The 17523-nt window shown below is 73.2% G+C and carries 13 protein-coding genes; 4 read left to right on the top strand and 9 right to left on the bottom strand.

From position 1 onward, the window contains the following. Position 1 precedes the first annotated feature (1 nt). Genes A4R25_RS03150 through A4R25_RS03125 form a run of 6 tightly spaced genes read right to left on the bottom strand, consistent with a single transcriptional unit; the run spans position 2 to position 6412 of the window. Positions 2-1057: a hydroxymethylglutaryl-CoA reductase gene (locus A4R25_RS03150; protein WP_113973015.1), complete on the bottom strand. Its 1056-nt coding sequence runs from the start codon at positions 1055-1057 to the stop codon at positions 2-4. Next, the gene (gene fni, locus A4R25_RS03145; RefSeq protein WP_064445537.1) at positions 1054-2136 is read right to left on the bottom strand and encodes a type 2 isopentenyl-diphosphate Delta-isomerase; all 1083 of its coding nucleotides are present in this window, start codon (positions 2134-2136) and stop codon (positions 1054-1056) included. The genes A4R25_RS03150 and fni overlap by 4 nt, the downstream gene beginning before the upstream one ends. Next, positions 2133-3242, bottom strand: a complete 1110-nt coding sequence (locus A4R25_RS03140) for a phosphomevalonate kinase (RefSeq protein ID WP_064445536.1) — start codon at positions 3240-3242, stop codon at positions 2133-2135. Before A4R25_RS03140 ends, fni begins: the two co-directional genes overlap by 4 nt. Beyond that, positions 3239-4279, bottom strand: a complete 1041-nt coding sequence (gene mvaD, locus A4R25_RS03135; RefSeq protein WP_064445535.1) for a diphosphomevalonate decarboxylase — start codon at positions 4277-4279, stop codon at positions 3239-3241. The genes A4R25_RS03140 and mvaD overlap by 4 nt, the downstream gene beginning before the upstream one ends. Further along, a complete protein-coding gene (gene mvk / locus A4R25_RS03130; RefSeq protein WP_082930901.1) occupies positions 4269-5324 on the bottom strand; it encodes a mevalonate kinase in 1056 nt (351 codons plus the stop codon). Before mvk ends, mvaD begins: the two co-directional genes overlap by 11 nt. After that, on the bottom strand, positions 5324-6412 hold the full coding sequence (locus tag A4R25_RS03125) for a polyprenyl synthetase family protein (protein WP_064445534.1): 1089 nt from the start codon (positions 6410-6412) through the stop codon (positions 5324-5326). The genes mvk and A4R25_RS03125 overlap by 1 nt, the downstream gene beginning before the upstream one ends. A 420-nt stretch (positions 6413-6832) precedes the next feature. On the opposite strand from A4R25_RS03125, the gene A4R25_RS03120 reads away from it, so the two are divergent. After that, entirely contained in the window at positions 6833-9502 is a 2670-nt protein-coding gene (locus tag A4R25_RS03120) for a helix-turn-helix transcriptional regulator (RefSeq protein WP_197494846.1), read from the top strand. 54 nt (positions 9503-9556) lie between these two features. On the opposite strand, the gene A4R25_RS03115 is transcribed toward A4R25_RS03120, so the two are convergent. Continuing rightward, complete coding sequence (locus tag A4R25_RS03115; protein ID WP_157538976.1) at positions 9557-11251, bottom strand: LuxR C-terminal-related transcriptional regulator; 1695 nt, start codon at positions 11249-11251, stop codon at positions 9557-9559. 1000 nt (positions 11252-12251) lie between these two features. Here A4R25_RS03115 and A4R25_RS03110 point away from each other — a divergent pair. Beyond that, positions 12252-14351 carry an MMPL family transporter gene (locus A4R25_RS03110; protein ID WP_197494845.1) on the top strand — a complete coding sequence of 700 codons (2100 nt, stop codon included), beginning with the start codon at positions 12252-12254 and terminating at the stop codon, positions 14349-14351. A gap of 83 nt (positions 14352-14434) precedes the next feature. Beyond that, positions 14435-15439, top strand: a complete 1005-nt coding sequence (locus tag A4R25_RS03105) for a nitronate monooxygenase (protein ID WP_064445532.1) — start codon at positions 14435-14437, stop codon at positions 15437-15439. Positions 15440-15490: 51 nt separating this feature from the next. On the opposite strand, the gene A4R25_RS03100 is transcribed toward A4R25_RS03105, so the two are convergent. Beyond that, positions 15491-15907 (bottom strand): DUF4440 domain-containing protein, encoded by a 417-nt coding sequence (locus A4R25_RS03100; protein ID WP_064445531.1) that lies wholly within the window; start codon positions 15905-15907, stop codon positions 15491-15493. A 190-nt stretch (positions 15908-16097) separates the two neighbouring features. On the opposite strand from A4R25_RS03100, the gene A4R25_RS03095 reads away from it, so the two are divergent. Next, entirely contained in the window at positions 16098-16766 is a 669-nt protein-coding gene (locus tag A4R25_RS03095; RefSeq protein ID WP_064445530.1) for an NAD(P)H-dependent oxidoreductase, read from the top strand. A gap of 51 nt (positions 16767-16817) precedes the next feature. Here the strand turns inward: A4R25_RS03095 and A4R25_RS03090 are convergent, their stop codons facing one another. Continuing rightward, positions 16818-17495 (bottom strand): TetR/AcrR family transcriptional regulator, encoded by a 678-nt coding sequence (locus A4R25_RS03090; protein WP_064445529.1) that lies wholly within the window; start codon positions 17493-17495, stop codon positions 16818-16820. Between the last annotated feature and the right edge of the window lie 28 nt (positions 17496-17523).

Genomic DNA, 17523 nt, shown 5'->3' with positions numbered 1-17523 from the left:
GTCAGGCTCCGATCTTCGTGGTCTCGGTCGGGCGTTCGAGCCGGACGTGCGCCCGCATCAGCTCGCCCGGGTTGGTCTGCGCGGCGAGCAGGGACAGTTCGCCGCAGAGCACCGTCGCGGCCGCGATGACCGCGAGCCGCCGGGCGTTCTCGCCCGGATCACGCGCGGCGCGGCAGCCGAGCCGTTCCAGGTTCTCCGCCACGAAGCCGAGACCCTTGCCGTTGCCGACGGTGCCCACGATCAGGTTGGGCAGCGTGCAGGAGAAGTAGAGGTCGCCGTCGCGGTCCTCGGCGACCGTCACGCCCTGGGAGCCCTCGACGATGTTCGCGGCGTCCTGCCCGGTCGCCAGGTAGAACCCGAGCAGCATGTTCGCGTAGTGCGCGTTGGCCGAGCGGACACCGCCGGCGAGCAATGTGCCGATCATGTTCTTGTGCACGTTCAACTGGGCGATCGCGGCCGCCGTCGTGTGCAGTCTGTCGTGGACGATCTCCCGTGGCACCACCAGTTCGGTGACCACGTTCTTGCCCCGGCCGAGAATGCCGTTTATCGCGGTGGCCTTCTTGTCGGTGCAGTAGTTGCCCGAGATCGAGCCGTACGAGATTCCCGGAATGGTGTCCAGGATGTGCTTCAGCAAAGCGTCGGCGGCCAGCGTCGCCATGTTGTGCCCGGACGCGTCGCCGGTGGTGAAACTGAACCGCAGGAACAGCAGATTCGCGGTGATCTCGTGGTGGAACCCGATCAGCTCGACGAACCTGCCGCAGGTGCGCACGATGTCGCGCAGCTCGTCGAACCGCGCGTCGACCTCCAGCGAGGCCAGGTAGGCGGTCTGCGCGTCCTTGGCGCGCACGAACACCGAGCGGGTCATGCGCTCGTCGACGAGCGTGGCGACGATGCCCGCCTCGACCAGCCGGGAGATCTTCGCGCCCCGGCCCACGGACGGCCACAGCGGCGACTCGTACGTGGCGAGCGGGACCTCCGTCTCGACCTGTGCCACGTTGCCCGAGATCCGCACGGGACCCACCCATTTCATGGGCACACCGGCGATGGCGTCGTTCATCGAATGCCTCCGATCATCTCGTGGGTGGCGCCGGAGCGGGTGGCGAGGCGGTGGGTGTCGATGCCCCGGGCCGCGCAGAACGCGCTCAGCCGTCCGTGGATCAGCAGGTCGCACCGGGTCAGGTCGGCCGGTGTGCGCGCGCCGAGGGCGGTCATCAGGGCTTCGATCTGGTCGAGCCAGGTGGAGATCAGCGACAGCAGCGCCGGCACGCCGCCGTCCAGGAGGGTCCGCAGGAACAGCCCGGACACCCCGGCGGCGCCGGCGCCGAGCGCCAGCCCACGGACCACGTCGAGCGGGTTACGGACCCCGCCGGAGGCCAGCACGGGCAGGTCGACGCCCTGGGCGTCGAGCAGGCAGGCGGGTGTCGACTGCCCCCACCCGTCGAGAAAGGAGTAGTCGGCGGCGTCGCGCCGGTCGTTCTCGATCCGGGCGAAGTTCGTGCCGCCGCGGCCGGCGACGTCGGCCACCCGGACGCCCATGTCCCGCAGCCGCAGCAGCGTCTCGCGGCTGAGCCCGAAGCCGACCTCCTTGACGATCACCGGGACACCGACGCGGGCGACGATCTGTTCGATCCGCGGCCCCCAGGCGGCGAACGACCGGTCCCCCTCCGGCATCACCGTCTCCTGGATGGTGTTCAGGTGGATCTGCAGCGCGTCGGCCCGCATCAGGTCGACGGCCCGCCGGGCCCGCTCGACGGAGGCGGTGGCGTTGACGTTGGCCATGATGAACCCGTCCGGGTTCTCCTGGCGCATCACGCTGAACGTCTCGGCCACCGACTCGTCGGCGAAGTAGGCGCTCATCGACCCGGTGGCGATGGGTACCCCGGTCTCCCGGGCCGCGATCGCCAGGTCCCGGTTGATCAGGCCGGTCTTGGTGCTGCCGCCGGTCATCGCGTTGATGCACAGCGGCACCGGCCAGTCGATGCCGCCGAACGAGGTGGCCAGCGAGACGTCGGACCGGTCGATGCCGGCCAGGGCGTGGTGCACGAACGACACGTCGTCGAACTCGTGGTGACCGCCGAGCCGGCCCTGCTGCTCGGCGGCGAGCCGGACGTGGTCGTCCTTGCGGTTGGCGATCATCGCGCGCTCCCGTTCCTCTGGTGGACCTGGATCGGCATGGGGAGCACCCCGGCGGCGGCCCATTGCTCGCGCAGCCGCGCGGTCTGCGTCGCGGCAGCGGCGTCCAGCAACGCGATGCCGCAGTCGCCGCCGCCGGCGCCGGACGGTTTGGCCGCACCGCCGACGGTCTCGGCGGCGTCGCACAGCGCCGTCAGGCGGGGGGTGAAGATGCCGAGCCGGACCTCGTCGTCCAGCTCGGCGAGCACGTGCCGGGCCCGCCGGACCTGGTGCAGCAGTTCCTGGTCGTCGCCCCGCTCCAGCGCGTCGATCGCGGTGCGTACGCACTCCTGGCTGCGGCTGGTGAAGCTCCACCGCGCGGCGCTGCCCCGCCACCGGGAGGCGGCCAGCCGCCCGGTCAGCGCGCTGCTGCTGGCCGGCTCACCGGTCCAGCCCACCTCCAGCGCGAGGCCACGCGGTGGTGGCAGCCGCCGGACCCGCAGGCCCGGCCAGGGCGCGCGCATCGTCTCCTCCACGCCGCGCCGCCGCGCCATGTCGCGTACGGCGGCGCGGTCGGGCGCCTGGTAGGCGATCCAGCCGCCCCAGACGCTCGCGGCCAGGTCACCGCCGGAGGCGTCGGCGCCGTCGCGCACCGTCGCCAGCATCGCCAGCCGGAACCGCGATTCGAGCGACAGCTCCACCCCGTGGTACGCGGCCACGGCGGTCACCGTGGCGACGCTCACCGCCCCGCTCGACCCGAGCCCGAACTTCGTCCCGGCCCGGTGCAGCCGGCTGGTGATCGCCACCCGCATCGGCAGCGGGCGCAGTCCGCGCCCGGCCAGGAGTTCGCCGACCACCTCGATCGCGGAGGTCACGGCGCCGAGGTCGGCGGGCGCCGGCTGCCCGTCGTCCGCGGCGACGAGCCGGCCGTCCTGCCACCGCAGGCGCGCCCGGTCCGGGCGGAGGTCGGAGTCGACCACGAGGTGGGCGTCGGCGCCGGAGACGGTGACGTCCACTCCCCTGTCGACAGCCACCAGCAGCGCCGGGTGACCCGGCTCCAGCACCGCGTACTCACCGGCGATGAACAGCTTGCCCGGCGCGTGGTGGCGCACGGCGCCCGGCCCGGTCACGGCCGGCTGCCCGGGTCCGGCGCGGCCGCCGGGCCCGGTCCGGCGACGACCACGGCGCAGCCCGGCGCGGCGTCGCGCAGGGTGTCGGCCACCCGGTCGGCGTCGGCACGGCGGCAGAGCACCTTGACGTTCGGTCCCGCGTCCATGGTGGCGTAGGCGCCGACGCCGTCGGCGCGCAGGCGCAGCACGCTGTCGAGCACGGCCACCGTGACCGGCGCCAGGTAGCGCACCGCCGGCCGGGCCGCCAGCATGGTGGCGTGCATGCCGAGGGCGTTGCGTTCGGCGATCTCGCCGACGGCGTCCAGGTCGCCCCGCAGCAGCGCGGTCCGCATCTCGGCCAGGTCGGCCCGGCCGGAGGCCACCCACGACGGATAGAGCGGCGAGGTCCGGACGGTCCGCCGCATCCCCTCACGGCTCGACACCGCCTTCGGCCCGGCGTCGACGATGGCGACCACCAGCACGACGTCGAACGGCGCGACCGGCACCGGCTCGGCGTAGGAGCCGAGGTCCGCGGCGGCCCCGGCGCCGGGGCCCGCGTGGCAGATCGCGAAGCCGCCGAAGACCGACCGGGAGGCCGACACGGACCCCCGCCGGGCCAGCCGGGACAGCGCGGTGGCGTCCAGGTCGAGGCCGTACGCGGCGGCGCCGGCGAGCGCGAGGGCGGCGAATCCGCTCGCCGAGGACGCCAGGCCGGCGCCGGTCGGTACCGAGTTGCGGGTGTCGACGTGGGCCCGTTCCGTGCGCCCCGCCAGTTGCCGCAGCAGGTCCAGGAAGGCGACGACGCGCTGTCGCCGCTCGCCGCCGGCGGGTGAGCCGTCGAGGACCACCTCGTCGGCCGGCGCGCCGCTGTCGATCCGGACGGTGGTGGTGGTCGGGAAGATGTCGAGCGTCATCGACAGGCTGTCGGCGTACGGGATCATGAGCTGCTCGTCGCGCTTGCCCCAGTACTTGATCAGTGCGATGTTCGGATGGGCCACCGCGGTCGCCCGCCGGTCCAGCGCCGGCGTGGACTGCTGCGTCCGGTGGTCAGTCGTCATGGCCGGCGAACCTCCCCATCGGGACGACCCAGGTGCGGACGGCGCCCGCCTGCCGGACGCCGCGCACCACCGCCGCGGACTCCCGGCGGTCCCCGGCCAGCGCGATCATGCAGCCGCCCAGCCCACCGCCACTGATCTTGGCGCCCGGGCTGCCCGCGGCGAGCGCGGCGTCGACCATCCGGTCGATCCGGTCGGTGCTGACCCCCACGTCACGCAACAGCCGGTGGTTCTCGGTCAGCCGCGCGCCGAATTCGGCGACCCGGCCCTGGAGCAGGTCGTGCGCCGCCGCCTCGGTCAGGCTGGTGACCCGGCTGACGAACTCGTCGCGCGTGCGCGGGGAGCGTTCGAAGGCCCCACGCAGCAACTCCACCGCGTCCCTGGTGCTGCCGCTGACGCCGCTGTCCGCGATGACGAGCACCGCGTCGAACCCGGCCGGGTCGGACAGCCGCGCGGAGCCCGCCATGGCGACCGGCAGTTCCCGGCCGACGCCGTTGCGGAAGATCAGCGGCGCGGTCGCGCCGGTGGCCAGCGCGTCGATGCCGCTGGCCCGGCCGTGCGCCACGTTCTCCGAGGCCTGCACCAGATCGAACACCGTGCCGGCGTCGAGACGGCGGTCGAACGCGTCCGCGAGGGCCAGCACCGCGGCGCGGGCGCAGGCGGCGCTCGACCCGAGCCCCCGGCCCTGCGGGATCGCGCAGTCCACGAGCACGTCGACGCGCATCGGATCGGTGACGGCGGCCCGCTGCCGGAACTCCGTCACCAGGTGCTGCAGACCGTCCGTCGGCAGCGACGTCACCTCCGGGCTCTCCAGCCCGGCGATGGCGAACGAGATCTCGTCCGGGCCGTCGCCGCCGACCCGGCGCGCCTTCGCCACGGCGGTCAGTTGCGGCACCGGGACGGCGAGCGCCGGCGCGCCGTACACGACGGCGTGCTCGCCCAGCAGGATGGCCTTGCCGTGGGCGCGGCCGGCGCCGAGGCGGACCGCTCCGTCACCCCTGTCGTCGAGGACGCGGCGGGCGACGACGGTCACCGGTTCCGTGGACATCACTGGGCCCGCTGGGTGGCCTTGATCGCCATGTCGGCGAGCTGATGTTTCGCGGGGGCGGTGGCGCTGCTGGCCTCCAGCGCGGCCAGCGCGCGGTCGGTGCGCAGCGAGATCTGCCGCTCGATCTCCTCGACCGCGCCGACGTCGCGGAAGATGCCACGGATGCGGGCGATCTCCTCGTCCGCGAGGTCGGTGCCGACCTTTGCCCGCAGGTAGGCCGCCGCGTCCGGGTCCCGTTCGTCGGCGCGCTTGAGCGCCGTGGCGAGCAGGACCGTCCGCTTGCCCTCCCGCAGGTCGTCGCCGGACGGCTTGCCCGTCACCACCGGGTCGCCGAACACGCCGAGCAGGTCGTCACGGAGCTGGAACGCGATGCCGATGTCGGCGCCGAAGGCGCGGTAGGCGGCGAAGAGGTCGTCGTCCGCGCCGGCGATCGCGGCGCCGAACTGCAGTGGGCGCTCCACCGTGTACGACGCGGTCTTGTACTGGTTGATGCGCAGCGCCGCGTCGACGTCCTCGCTCCGGCTGACCTGGCTGATCAGGTCGAGCAGCTGGCCGTACATGACCTCGGAGCGCACCGCCGACCACACCGGCGAGACCCGCACGTGCGCGTCGGCCGGCAGGCCGGAGGCGCGGACCAGGACGTCGGCCCAGATCAGGACCAGGTCGCCGATCAGGATGGCGGTGCCGGTGCCGAACGTGCCCGGGTCACCGGAGAAGCGCCGCGCCCGGTGCCGTTCGGCGTACGCGACATGCGCGGCGGGATGGCCGCGGCGGGTCTGGGACGCGTCGATGATGTCGTCGTGGATCAGGCCGGACGCGTGCAGCAGCTCGAACCCGGCGCAGGCGTTCAGCACCGCGCCGGCCACCGGGTCCTCCGGGTCGCCGCCGGCGCCGATCCAGCCCAGCCAGGCGAAGGCGGGCCGGATGCGTTTGCCGCCCCGCAGCACGTAGCTCTCCAGCTCGGCGACCAGGGCCGCGAAGTCGTCGCCCAGCTCGCGGGCCTCGGCGCGGCGCTCGGCGAAGAAGTCCCGCAGCGCGGCGTCGACGGGCGCCGAGTCGGTGACCGTCCCGAGATGTCCGACGGTCATGCCCGGGTCTCCCGATCGAGGCGGCATTCACCATTACACTCACGCATCTCGGACTCCCCTGGATTCGCTGGACCAGTCACGTCGAGCCGCGATCAGTCGATTCCGTTCCGGACGGTCGCGCCGGCGCGGAAACGACGCCGATCTCCCCATCGGCGCCGCCATTTCGTCCGCGCCGGCATGCCGATTCCGGCATGGCCTGACAGTAATCGCGCTCCGTCACCGTGCCCACTACTCACGCGAGTAGTGGGCGCTGCCAGCGACGTCGCCGACGAACGGCCGCAGATCCCGTATAACTGAGTAGCCCGCACCGATCCGGCGTTCAACTGTCCAGAACGGACGGTCGAACGCCCGAGGACCTCGACTCGCGGCGCGCGTCGGACGATTCAGCAGAGGAAAAACGGGATGGTCATCATGAATCGCATGGCGGGGCGCGAGCGGGAATTGTCCTCATTGGGGGAACTGCTCGACGCCACCGTGCGGGGTTCCGGCGGCTGCGTCGTGGTCGACGGGCCGTTCGGCATCGGCAAGACCCACCTGCTGAAGGTCACCGGCCTGGAGGCGGCAGCCCGCGGGCTGACAGTGGTGGCCGGGCGGGCAAGCGTCACGGACCAGCCGGTGCCCGTTCACCTGCTGGTCAATTTCCTGCGCCACGCGATGCCCGGCGAAGCGGCGGTCGAGCAGCTCGCCGTCCCGGGCGCCAACCCGTTCTGGCTGATCGACCGGGTCGGCGATCTGGTCGAGGTCGCGGCGCGCCGGCGTCCGCTCGTGGTCGCCCTGGACGACGCCCAGCGCATCGACGACGTCAGCGCCCTCGCCCTGCGCGGACTCGTGCCGCGGCTGGCGTCCTCGCCGGTGCTCTGGCTGCTGGCCCGACGGCCGGTCGCCGCCGGGTCGATCGCCCAGCACGCCGTCGACTGGCTGGCCGAGCACGTCGCGGTACGGGTACGGCTGCGCGAGCCGGGCGAGGAGGCGGTGGCCGACCTGTGCGCCGGCCTCCTCGGCGCCCGGCCGGACGCCTCCGTCCTGCGCTGGGCGGCCCGCTGCGGCGGCAACCCGAAGGTGATGGAGAACGTGTTCAGCGCGTTCATCAAGGCCGGCCAGATGATCATCGTGGACGGCGCCGCGTCGGTGGTGTCCGACGGGCTGCCCGACGGTGTCCTCACCGCCGTCCACGGGCTGCTGGAGGAGATGCCGCCCCCGCTGCGGCGCCTGCTCGCGGCCGCCGGCCGGCTCGGCCACACGTTCCCCGCCGACCGGGTGACGGGCCTGCTCGACGGGCCGGCCGCCGACGTGTCCGCCGCGATCGACGAGGCGGTACGGGTCGGGCTGCTGCGGCGCGACGGCGCGGAGCTGACCTTCGCCCACCAGGTCGTCGGCGAGGCGCTTCGGCACGCCGCGTACCCGCGACCGGAGCGCGCCGAGCCCGCCACCGCGCCGGCGGCGGGCGACGTGGCGGACGGCCCGGCCCCGCGCGGGCGGCTCGGTCCGCCCCACTCCCCCGCCGGCGTACGTGTCGCCCGCTCCGCGCCGGAGGCGGCAGTGCCCGTCGCGGCGGCCGGGCCGGCGCCGCGCTCCGGCCGGTGCGGGTGCGACGAGGTGGTGGCGGAGGCCGTGTCCCACCTGCAGAACAGGTCCGCCGAGGCGCCGCGGGCGCTGGCCCGTGCGCTGCGCCTGCTGGCCGGAGCGGGACGGCCCACCGAGGCCGGCCGCCTCGCGGAGGTGATCCTGCGCCGCGACCTCCCCGCGGACGTCGAGACGCAACTCGTGCTCGAACTGGGCCACGGCATGCGGGCCGCCGGCAGCCACCGCCTGGCGGCCGGCTTCCTGCGGCGCACGCGCGCCCGCCACGACGTGTGCGAGCTGGACCGGGCCAAGCTGGACCGGGCGCTCGCGGACGTCACGAAGCGCCTGGGCGGCGCGTCGCCCGCCGGGCCGGAGCCCGGGACCCCGTCGCCGGGCTGCGCGCCCGGCGGGCGGCCGCTGTGGACCTGGCTGGTCCGGGCACTGGCCGCGGCCGATCAGCGCGACGAGGCGCAGGCGGTGCTGGACACCGTACGGCCGACGACGCGGGAGTCCTGCCACACCGGCTCGGAGACGCTCCGGCGCGGCCACCGGGCCGAGCTGCTGACGGCGGCGGGACGGCTGGAGGAGGCGCGCGCCGAGGCGGAGGCGGCGCTGCGAGCCGCCGATCGCGCCCGGCCGGCCGACTGCGTACCGGCGCGCCTGGTCCTGGCCCACCTGAGCGTGCACCGCGGTGACCTCGCCACGGCCAGCGACCAGTTACGGGCGGCCGAGCGGCTGGCCGGCGCCGACGACACGGCGCGGATGGACTGGGCGCTGGCCCGGTTCCACGCGGCCAGCGGCCGTCCGGCGATGATGGTGCAGACGTTGATCAACGTCGCCGGGCAGGTCGTACCCGATCCGCTGCTGTTCACCGAGGCGCCGGCCGCGGCGGCGGCGCTCGTCCGCCACGCCCGCCGGGCCGGGCTCGACGCGGAGGCCGAGCGGGCCGTGGAGGTCGCCCGGCGCGTCGCCCGCGGCAACCCGTTCGTCCAGTCGCTGGCGGCGGCGGCCGAGCACGCCGCGGGTCTGCTGCGCGACGATCCGGCGGCACTGCTGCGGGCCGCGGATCTGCACCGGCTCGCCGGCCGTACGCTGGCCGCGGCCGGCGCGGTGGAGGACGCGGCCGGGGGCACCCGGGACCGGGCCGAGGCCATCCGGCTCCTCGAAGCCGCGGCGGACGCCTACCGCGAGTGCGGCGCGCGACGCGACCTGGACCGCGTGGAGGCCGAGCTGCGTGGTGTGCCCGCGCACAACGTCCGCCCGCTGGTCCCGGACCGGCCCCGGTCCGGGTGGGAGAGCCTGACCAGCGCGGAGCTGCGGGTCGTGCGGGCCATCGTGGACGGGATGACCAACCGTGAGGCGGCGAGCTCGCTGTTCCTGTCCCCGCACACCGTCGACAGCCACCTGCGGCGCGTCTTCTCCAAGCTCGACATCAACAGCCGGGTCGAACTGACCCGCTGCTTCATCGCGCACGAGGCGGTCCGGCCGGCGCTGGCCACCCCACGCCAGCCGGCGTCCGCCGGCTGAGCGGGCCGTCCGGCGGACGGGCGCGGTTCAGCCGGCGGACGCCGGAGACGCGGTTCAGCTGGCCTTGCCGGTCACGGAGCCCGTGTCCCAGTCCGGCTCGCCGGTCATCGAATAGATCGCCGCACGGCTGGAGTAGGTGGCCGCGGCGTGCGCCAGCTCGGCCCGGGTGTTGAAGCCCAGCTTCCGGTAGACCTTCCGCAGGTGGTAGTTGACGGTGTGCGCGGACAGGTGGACCTGCTTGGCGATCTGCCGGTTCGTCAGGCCCACGCTCACCAGGTAGGCGATCCGCTGCTCCATGTCGGACAGGGTCGACCAGCAGCTCGCCGGTGGGACGCCGGTTTCCTCGGCGCGGGCCGGTGTCACCGGCCGTCCCCCCGCCTGGGCCTGCGCGGCGTAGAGCTTGGCGAGCTCCTCGGTGGCCAGCGCCACCGAGATCGGGTCCCGTGACTGCACGATGATGAGCGCCAGAGCCGCCGGGGCGCTGTTCGCCAGCGCGTGGGCGTGCATGGCGGTGAGGCTGACGACCTGGATCCCGGGATTGTCCGCGGCCAGTCCGTCCACCGTGGCGAGGACGCGGCGTTCGAGGTCACGGTCGTCCACGTCGCGGGCGAGCAGGACCAGGAAGGCGGCGGCGCTCGGCACCTCGACGTACAGGCGGCGTCGCGTCGGCAGGCGGCGGTGTTTGCCCGCCAGCAGCCGGGCGGCGGCCCGCGGGCCCTCCTGCTTGACCGTGATCAGCACTTCCGCCCACGAGTACTGCACCGAGTCGAGGACCACGTGGCGGTCCGCGTCCTCCTGCCCCCGCCTGAGGTACTCGATCGCGGCGGGCACGTCGCCCATGTAGAAGGAGGAGGTGCTGAGCACCGCGTAGGCGAGGGGCCGCAGCATGGGCACCGCGTCCCCGGCCACGGCGGCGGTGGCCAGCGCCGCCTCCCGGCGCGCGTCCCCGATCCGCCCGGCCTGCAGCAGCAGCCGGGACCGCATCACCGCCGGCGCGGCCGTCCAGATCGGCGCGGGCAGTCCGCGCAGGCCGGCCTCCGCCTCGTTGATCAGCGCCTCGGCCTCGTCGAACTCACGCAGGTTCGCGAGTTTGCCGGCGAGCGCGAGCTGGGCGTGCAGACGCCACACCGGTTCGGCCTCCGCGCCGGCCCGCACCGCCGCCCGTCCCAGCTCCAGGCCCTCCGCCAGCTTTCCCGCCGACCACAGCCCGGTGGACCGGGCGGTCAGCGCCATCGCCAGCGCGGCGTCACCGGACTCGGCGTCGCGTTCCCGCAGGATCGCCTCGGTCAGCGGATCGGCGCCCTCGCCGCCGAGCAGGAGATCGGCCAGCACCAGACACGCCTGCGCGTCACGCCGGGCGGCGGGCGACGCGGCCGGGCCGGCGAGAACCGCCTCGGCGACACGGACGCCGGCCTCGGCGTTCCCGCTCATGATCAGGCGGTGCGCGCGGGAACGGGATCTGGTGGCGTCCTCTCCGGTCGCGCTCACCGGCGCGGCAGTCGCGGCGTCCATCCGGCGATTCTGGTCGGCCACCGGGCTGCGTCGCCCGGAAAGGCTCATCGCCTCACGTCGTAAGGCGTCGCGGGCGGGCCCGGGAATGGCCTCGATGATGCCGCGCAGCAGGAAATCGCTCTGAAAGGCGAGCTGATGCTCGGCGGCCACGACGAAGCCCGAGGCGATCGCCTCGTCCACCGGCGGGAGCAGGGCCGCCGACGATCTGCCCAGCATTCTCGAGACGTCCTCCAGCATGAAGGATCTGCCCAATGCGGCGGCAACCTTAAGAAACTGCTGGCAGCCGGCGCTCACGTCATTCAATCGCCGCATGACAAAACTCAGCACACGCCGGGGAATTCGACGGGAAACCAATTCCGCCCGACCATTTCTCTCCCGGATCAATCCCTCTTCGGCGAGCCCGCGCGCCAGTTCGGCGACCAGGTGCGGATTTCCGCCGGCACCGCCCGCGAAGTCAATCAGCTCGCGGTGCACGTCGACCCCGAGGATCTCGCGCAGGACCTGCTCGTCGCTCCCTCCGCCCCCCGGCTGGGACACCGGCCCCCCGGCGGCGCACACCGGATTTCGTGCTGCGGCTGTCGCCTCGTACTCCCGCGGCCGTCCCGTTGTCATAATCCCCCCGGAATATGCGCACACAGCTCAAGAAAAGCCTGGACTCGGTCGATGACGCTACCCCACAGCAACCACATTTGCCATCGATCACCGTCGTCGCTCATCATAACTATCCGGCAGGCCCCGGCGCAGCCGTCATATATCAGGCAGCATCCCGCTGATATCGGACTTACCTAAACAATGCCACGATTGGCAGAACTCGCACGCATGACCGAAACAGCCCTCGCCGCGGACCGTCCCGGACCGGCCGGCCGAACGTCCAGCACCATCGTGACCAGGTGAAACAAGCTCCGACCGGAACATGGCGTCACTCCTGCCCGGTCCGGACGCGACCGCTCCCGCGGGCGGTCGACGGCGGCGGGTCACCGCACCGCTCTGCCGACAGAGAAAGCGCAGGATACGGCGCTGACCGGATACCGACAGGTGTACTGCAAATGGAGTACCGCAACCGTGGTAGCGACGTCCAGGAAGTGCCTGCATCCGTACGGCGACACAGAAGTGCCTGTTCACGACCATTAGGTAGAGCGCTTATTGACTTGAGGAGAAGATGATGCCTACCGAGACTCCCCGCACAGACGGAGCTCTGGCGGGATTGGCGCGGTTCTGTTACCGGCGTCGTCGACTGGTGCTCCTGACCTGGATCGTCGGCGTCATCGCCCTGGCGTTCCTGGGCTTCCGCTACGGCGCCGCCCCGGACAACGTCTACTCCGGCGGGGACTCCCATTCCGCACGGGCGCAGGCCCTGATCGAGAAGCACTTCCCCGAGCAGCGGGGCGACACGCTCACCCTGGCCATCAAGGCCGAGCGGGGCATCGACGACCCGGCGGCGCGGCAGAAGATCGAGAAGGTCATCTCCGACCTGGACGCCTCACCGGTGACCGGGCCGATCGTCTCGCCCTACGACGACCGCAACCTGGTCACCGCCGACCGCCGCATCGCCCGGACGACGATCCCGCTGACCTCGATGGACGTGGAGAAGGCCGAGGCCAAGCCACTCGTCGACACGGTCAAGGACGCCTCCGGCGACGGCGTGACGCTGGGGCTGGGCGGCGAGCGGGCGGAGAAGGCGGAGACACCCCCGCAGGGTCCGGCCGAGGCGGTCGGCGTGGTGACCGCCGCGGTGATCCTGTTCCTCGCGTTCGGCTCGCTGGTGGCGATGGGCCTGCCGATCGTCACCGCGCTGCTGGCGGTGCTCGGCGGCGTCGCGCTGATGAAGCTCGTCGGACACCTGGTCCCCTCACCGGACTTCACGGTGCTCATCGCCGTGCTGATCGGCCTCGGCGTCGGCATCGACTACGCGTTGTTCATCCTCACCCGCTTCAAGGACAGCCTGGTGGAGGGGGACGATCCCGAGAGCGCCACGGTCAAGGCCATCACCACCGCCGGTCACGCGGTCCTCTTCGCGGGCACCACCGTGATGATCGCGCTGCTGGGCCTGATCGCCATGGGCCAGAAGATGATGAACGGCGTCGCGCTCGGGGCCTCGGCGACGGTGCTGGTGACGATGATCGCCGCGGTCACGCTGATGCCGGCCTTCCTGGGCTTCGCCGGCTACAAGATCCAGGGTCTGCGCGTACCGCGCCGGGGCCCCCTTCGGCAGGCCGGCTCCGACGCGCCGAAGCAGGAGCGCCGCACGCTCGCGGAACGCTGGGCCGGCGTGGTGCAGCGCCGCCCGGTCATCGCCGCGCTCGGGGCAACCGCCATCCTGCTGGTGCTGACCGCGCCGCTGCTGTCGATGCGGCTGAGCCTGCCCGACGCCAGCGTCCAGCCCCGCGACCGCAGCAGCTACACCTCGTACGAGATCCTGTCCGAGGGCTTCGGCCCCGGCTACGGCGCTCCCCTGATCTTCGCCGCCGAGGTCGGCGACGGAAACAGTGACCTCGGTCCGGTCGTCGCCGCGGTGAGCGGCACCGAGGGCGTGGCGTACGCGACGCCGCCCCGGATCAGCCAGGACGGGCAGGCCGCCGTCTTCATGGCCTTCCCCCGCACCGGCGCCCAGGACGAGGCCACCGCGGACCTGGTGCACAAGCTGCGCGACGACGTGCTCCCCGCGGCGTCCGGCGGCCGCGAGGTCTATCTCGGCGGCCCGAACGCCGGCGCGATCGACCTCGCCGAGGAGACCAGCTCCCGGCTGCCCGTGATGATCACCGTGGTCATCCTGCTGTCCCTGCTGCTGCTCGTCGTGCTGGTGCGGTCGGTCACGATCGCGCTGCAGGCGGCGGTGATGAACCTGCTGTCCATCGGCGCCTCGTTCGGTGTGCTGGTGGCGATCGTGCAGTGGGGTTGGCTCGGGTCCGCCCTCGGCTTCCCCACCTCCATGCCGATCACGACATGGGTGCCGATGATGATGTTCCCGCTGCTGTTCGGCCTCTCCATGGACTACGAGGTCTTCCTGATCTCGCGGATCCGTGAGGAGTACGAGCGCACCGGCGACACCCGCCGTGCCGTGACCCGCGGTCTGGCCCGTACCGCCAAGGTGATCACGGCGGCGGCCGCCATCATGATCGCCGTGTTCACCACCGGCATGCTCGGCCCCGACGTCTCGGTCAAGCAGGTCGGCCTGGGCATGGCGGTGGCGGTGTTCGTCGACGCCACCATCGTCCGGATGATCCTCGTCCCGGCCGTGATGGAGCTGTGCGGCAAGGCCAACTGGTGGATGCCCGGACGGCGGGCGAAGACGGCCCCGGTTCCCCCGGCCGGGGTCGAGGAAGCGGCCCGGATCTGAGCCCTTCCCCCACAGGGTGCGGGGGACCCCTGGACGGGGTTCCCCGCACTCGCTGTCGTCCGGAACCGACGTAGGGTCACGCCATGACCGAGCTGCTCCCTCCCCTGGTGGTCGCCCCGATGGCCGGAGGTCCGTCGAACCCGGCGCTGGTCACCGCCGCCGCCCGGGCCGGCTCGGTCGGCTTCCTCGCCGCCGGCTACCAGACCCCCGAGGCCGTCGAGGACCAGGTACGCGCGACGCGCGCGGCCGGCGTGCCGTACGGGCTCAACATCTTCGTGCCGACCCCGGCCGAGCCGGACCCGGCGCGGGTGGAGGCGTACCGCCGGTTGTTGCTGCCGGAGGCGCAGCGGTACGGGGTGGACCTGCCGACGCCGCGCCGGCACGACGACGACCACTTCGCCGCGAAGGTGGACCTGGCGGTGGCGTACGCGGTCCCGCTCGTGAGCTTCGCGTTCGGCGTACCGCCGGCGGGTGTGGTGCGGGCGCTGCGCGACGCCGGATGCCACGTGCTGATCACCGTCACCTCGGCCGACGAGGCCCGCCGGGCGGTCGCCGCCGGACCGGACGCACTCGTCGCGCAGGCGGGCACGGCGGGCGGGCACGCCTCGACCACCGATCCGTCCGGCTACCGGCCGCGCGGCGAGGCGCGGGACCTGCTCGCCGCCGTACGGTCGGTCACGGACCTGCCGGTCGTCGTGGCCGGCGGAACCTCGTCCGCCGAGGATGTCGCGGGGCTGCGCGCGGCCGGCGCGGCGGCGGTGCAGAGCGGCACCGCGTTCCTGCTCGCCGACGAGGCCGGCACCCGGCCGGCGCAGCGCGCCGCGATGCTCTCCGGCGACTTCCGCCGGACCGTGGTCACCCGGGCGTTCACCGGTCATCCGGCGCGGGCCCTGGCCAACCGCTTCACCGACGCCTACTCCGCGGCGGCGCCGGTCGCCTATCCGGCGGTGCACCACCTGACCGCGCCGATCCGGGCCGCGGCGGCACGTCTCGGTGACGCCGAGGCGCTGAACCTGTGGGCCGGGACCGGTTTCGCGTCCGCCGCGCCGGGCCCGGCCGCCGGCATCGTCGCCCGATTGACGGGCTGACCGTCCGGCCGGCCGGTCACCGGCGCCGCTGCGGCCCGGTGTCGACAGTGGTCAGGGTGCGGTGGGACCGGCGGCGCCCAGTCCGGCGGGGTTGCTGATGACGCAGCGCCAGGCGCCGTCCGCGCCGCGCCGGAGCACGTCGACGGCGGTGCCCTCGATCCGGATCGGGGTGCCGTCGGGTCCGGTTCCCTCGTGGACGTAGTCGTTGATCACCAGGGCGATGTCGCCGGTGACGTACTGGTGGCGGACGGCCACCTTGATCGGCAGGAAGTGCTGCTCCTCCCGGCTGCGCGCGCGCCTCTGGTCGCCGGTCAGGACCGTGCCGGGGGCGAGGATCAGCAGGGCGTCCGGCTCGTAGAGCTGCTCCAGCTGGTCGAGATCGCGGTTGTTGAACGCGCGCTCGAACAGGGGCAGGAGCGCGGCGGGGTCGGTGGGTGCGGCGGGCGGTTCCGCGGAAGCGTTCGACATGGGCGCAGCACACCCGGACCGGGACGGACCGGTCAACGACGACGGGCCGGTTCTGTCAGGTCGCGGCCCCGGCGGACATCGAGGTGACTAACTAAGATCCGCGCCGTTTGCCGGGCGGGGCGCGGCCGACAGGATGCCCGTAGATGGTCCATGCGATGCCCAGGCGCATCGACTCGTGAGGAGCGTTCCTGTGATCAAGGTGGCAATCATCTTCCACTCCCGCAGCGGGAATACCTACCAGATGGCCGTGGCAGCGGCGGCTGCGGCGGTGAAGGCGGGCGCGGAGGCGCAGCTCTACAAGGTGCCCGACCTGCCCAGCCCGATGGTGCTCGACCACAAGGCGTACGCCGAGCTCAACGCCGAGACCGCGGACGTCCCGGTGGCCACGCTCGCGGACCTGGTCGCGGCGGACGCCATCATGATCGGCACGCCGGTGCACTACGGGCTGCCGGCTCCGCAGATCCTCGACTTCATCGACCACTCCGGACCGGTCGCCATTCCGGGTGACCTGGCGAACAAGGTGGTGTCCGTGTTCGCGTCCGGCTCGATGCCGCACGCCGGGCAGCAGGCGGCCATCCTGGCGCTGCACAACTGCATCTGCCACTGGGGTTCGCTGATCGTCCCGAACGGCTCCAGCGTGGAGGTGCTCGGCCTGCCGAACAACGGCGCGCCGTACGGCACGTGCAGCGTCTCCCGGCACGAGGCGAACAACGTCCACGAGGACAACCTCGCCGCCCTCGAGTACCAGGCGCTGCGGCTGGTCGAGGTGGCCACCGCGTACAAGATCGGCCGCGAGCAGACCACGTCGGCGATCAGGTACGTGGACCGCCGGCTGCTGGCGGAGAAGTTCGGCCTCTGACTCCGACGTGAACCGGCCCGCCCGGCGCGGGCCGGTTCGGCGTGTCCGGCCTCAGGTGGCGCCGGCTGCGGCGCGGGCGGTCAGACCGTCGAGCACGTACGCCAGCCCGAGCGCGAAGTTCGTGTCCCAGTCGTCGTCGAGCAGGTGCCGCTGCGCGGCCAGTGTGGGATAGCTGGCGCTGTGCCGCTCCAGCATCAGCTGGCCCTCCCGGCGTTCGGCCGCCGACCACCGCAGCGTGGCCTGGCTGGCCGCGGAGCCCTGGACGTGGCTGTAGAGCACCCAGCTCGCCGCGGTGACGTCCCGGGAGGTGAACCCGGCGCGGGTCAGGGTGGCCTGGAGGAACTCCATCCAGGACAGGAAGCCGGGGCCGACCGCGGGGCGTCGTCGCATCACCGCCGACCACGGGTGCCGAAGCAGCGCGGCACGGCGCTCGGTCAGCAGCGTCGTGACGTCCGCCCGCCAGTCGTCGCCGGGTGGCGGTGGCGGCGTGGCGGCGAACACCGCGTCGACCGCGAGGTCGATCACGTCTTCCTTGGTGTCCACGTGCCAGTAGAGCGTGGTGGTGCCGACGCCGAGGCGGTCGGCGAGGCGGCGCATGGTGAGCTGCCCGACGTCGTCCTCGTCCAGCAGCTCGACCGCGGCGGCGGTGATGCGCTCGACGGTCAGTGGCGGGTCGGGCCGCCCGGCCGACGTCGTCCGCAGCCACAGGCTCCGGCTCCGCTCCGCCATCCCGTCACCCGCCTCGCCCGAAATCTGC

It is taken from the genome of Micromonospora sp. NBRC 110037 (assembly GCF_001652995.1).
GTDB lineage: Bacteria > Actinomycetota > Actinomycetes > Mycobacteriales > Micromonosporaceae > Micromonospora > Micromonospora chalcea.
The sequence above is the reverse complement of the archived record's forward strand: the minus strand, read 5'-3'. Positions and strand labels throughout refer to the sequence as shown.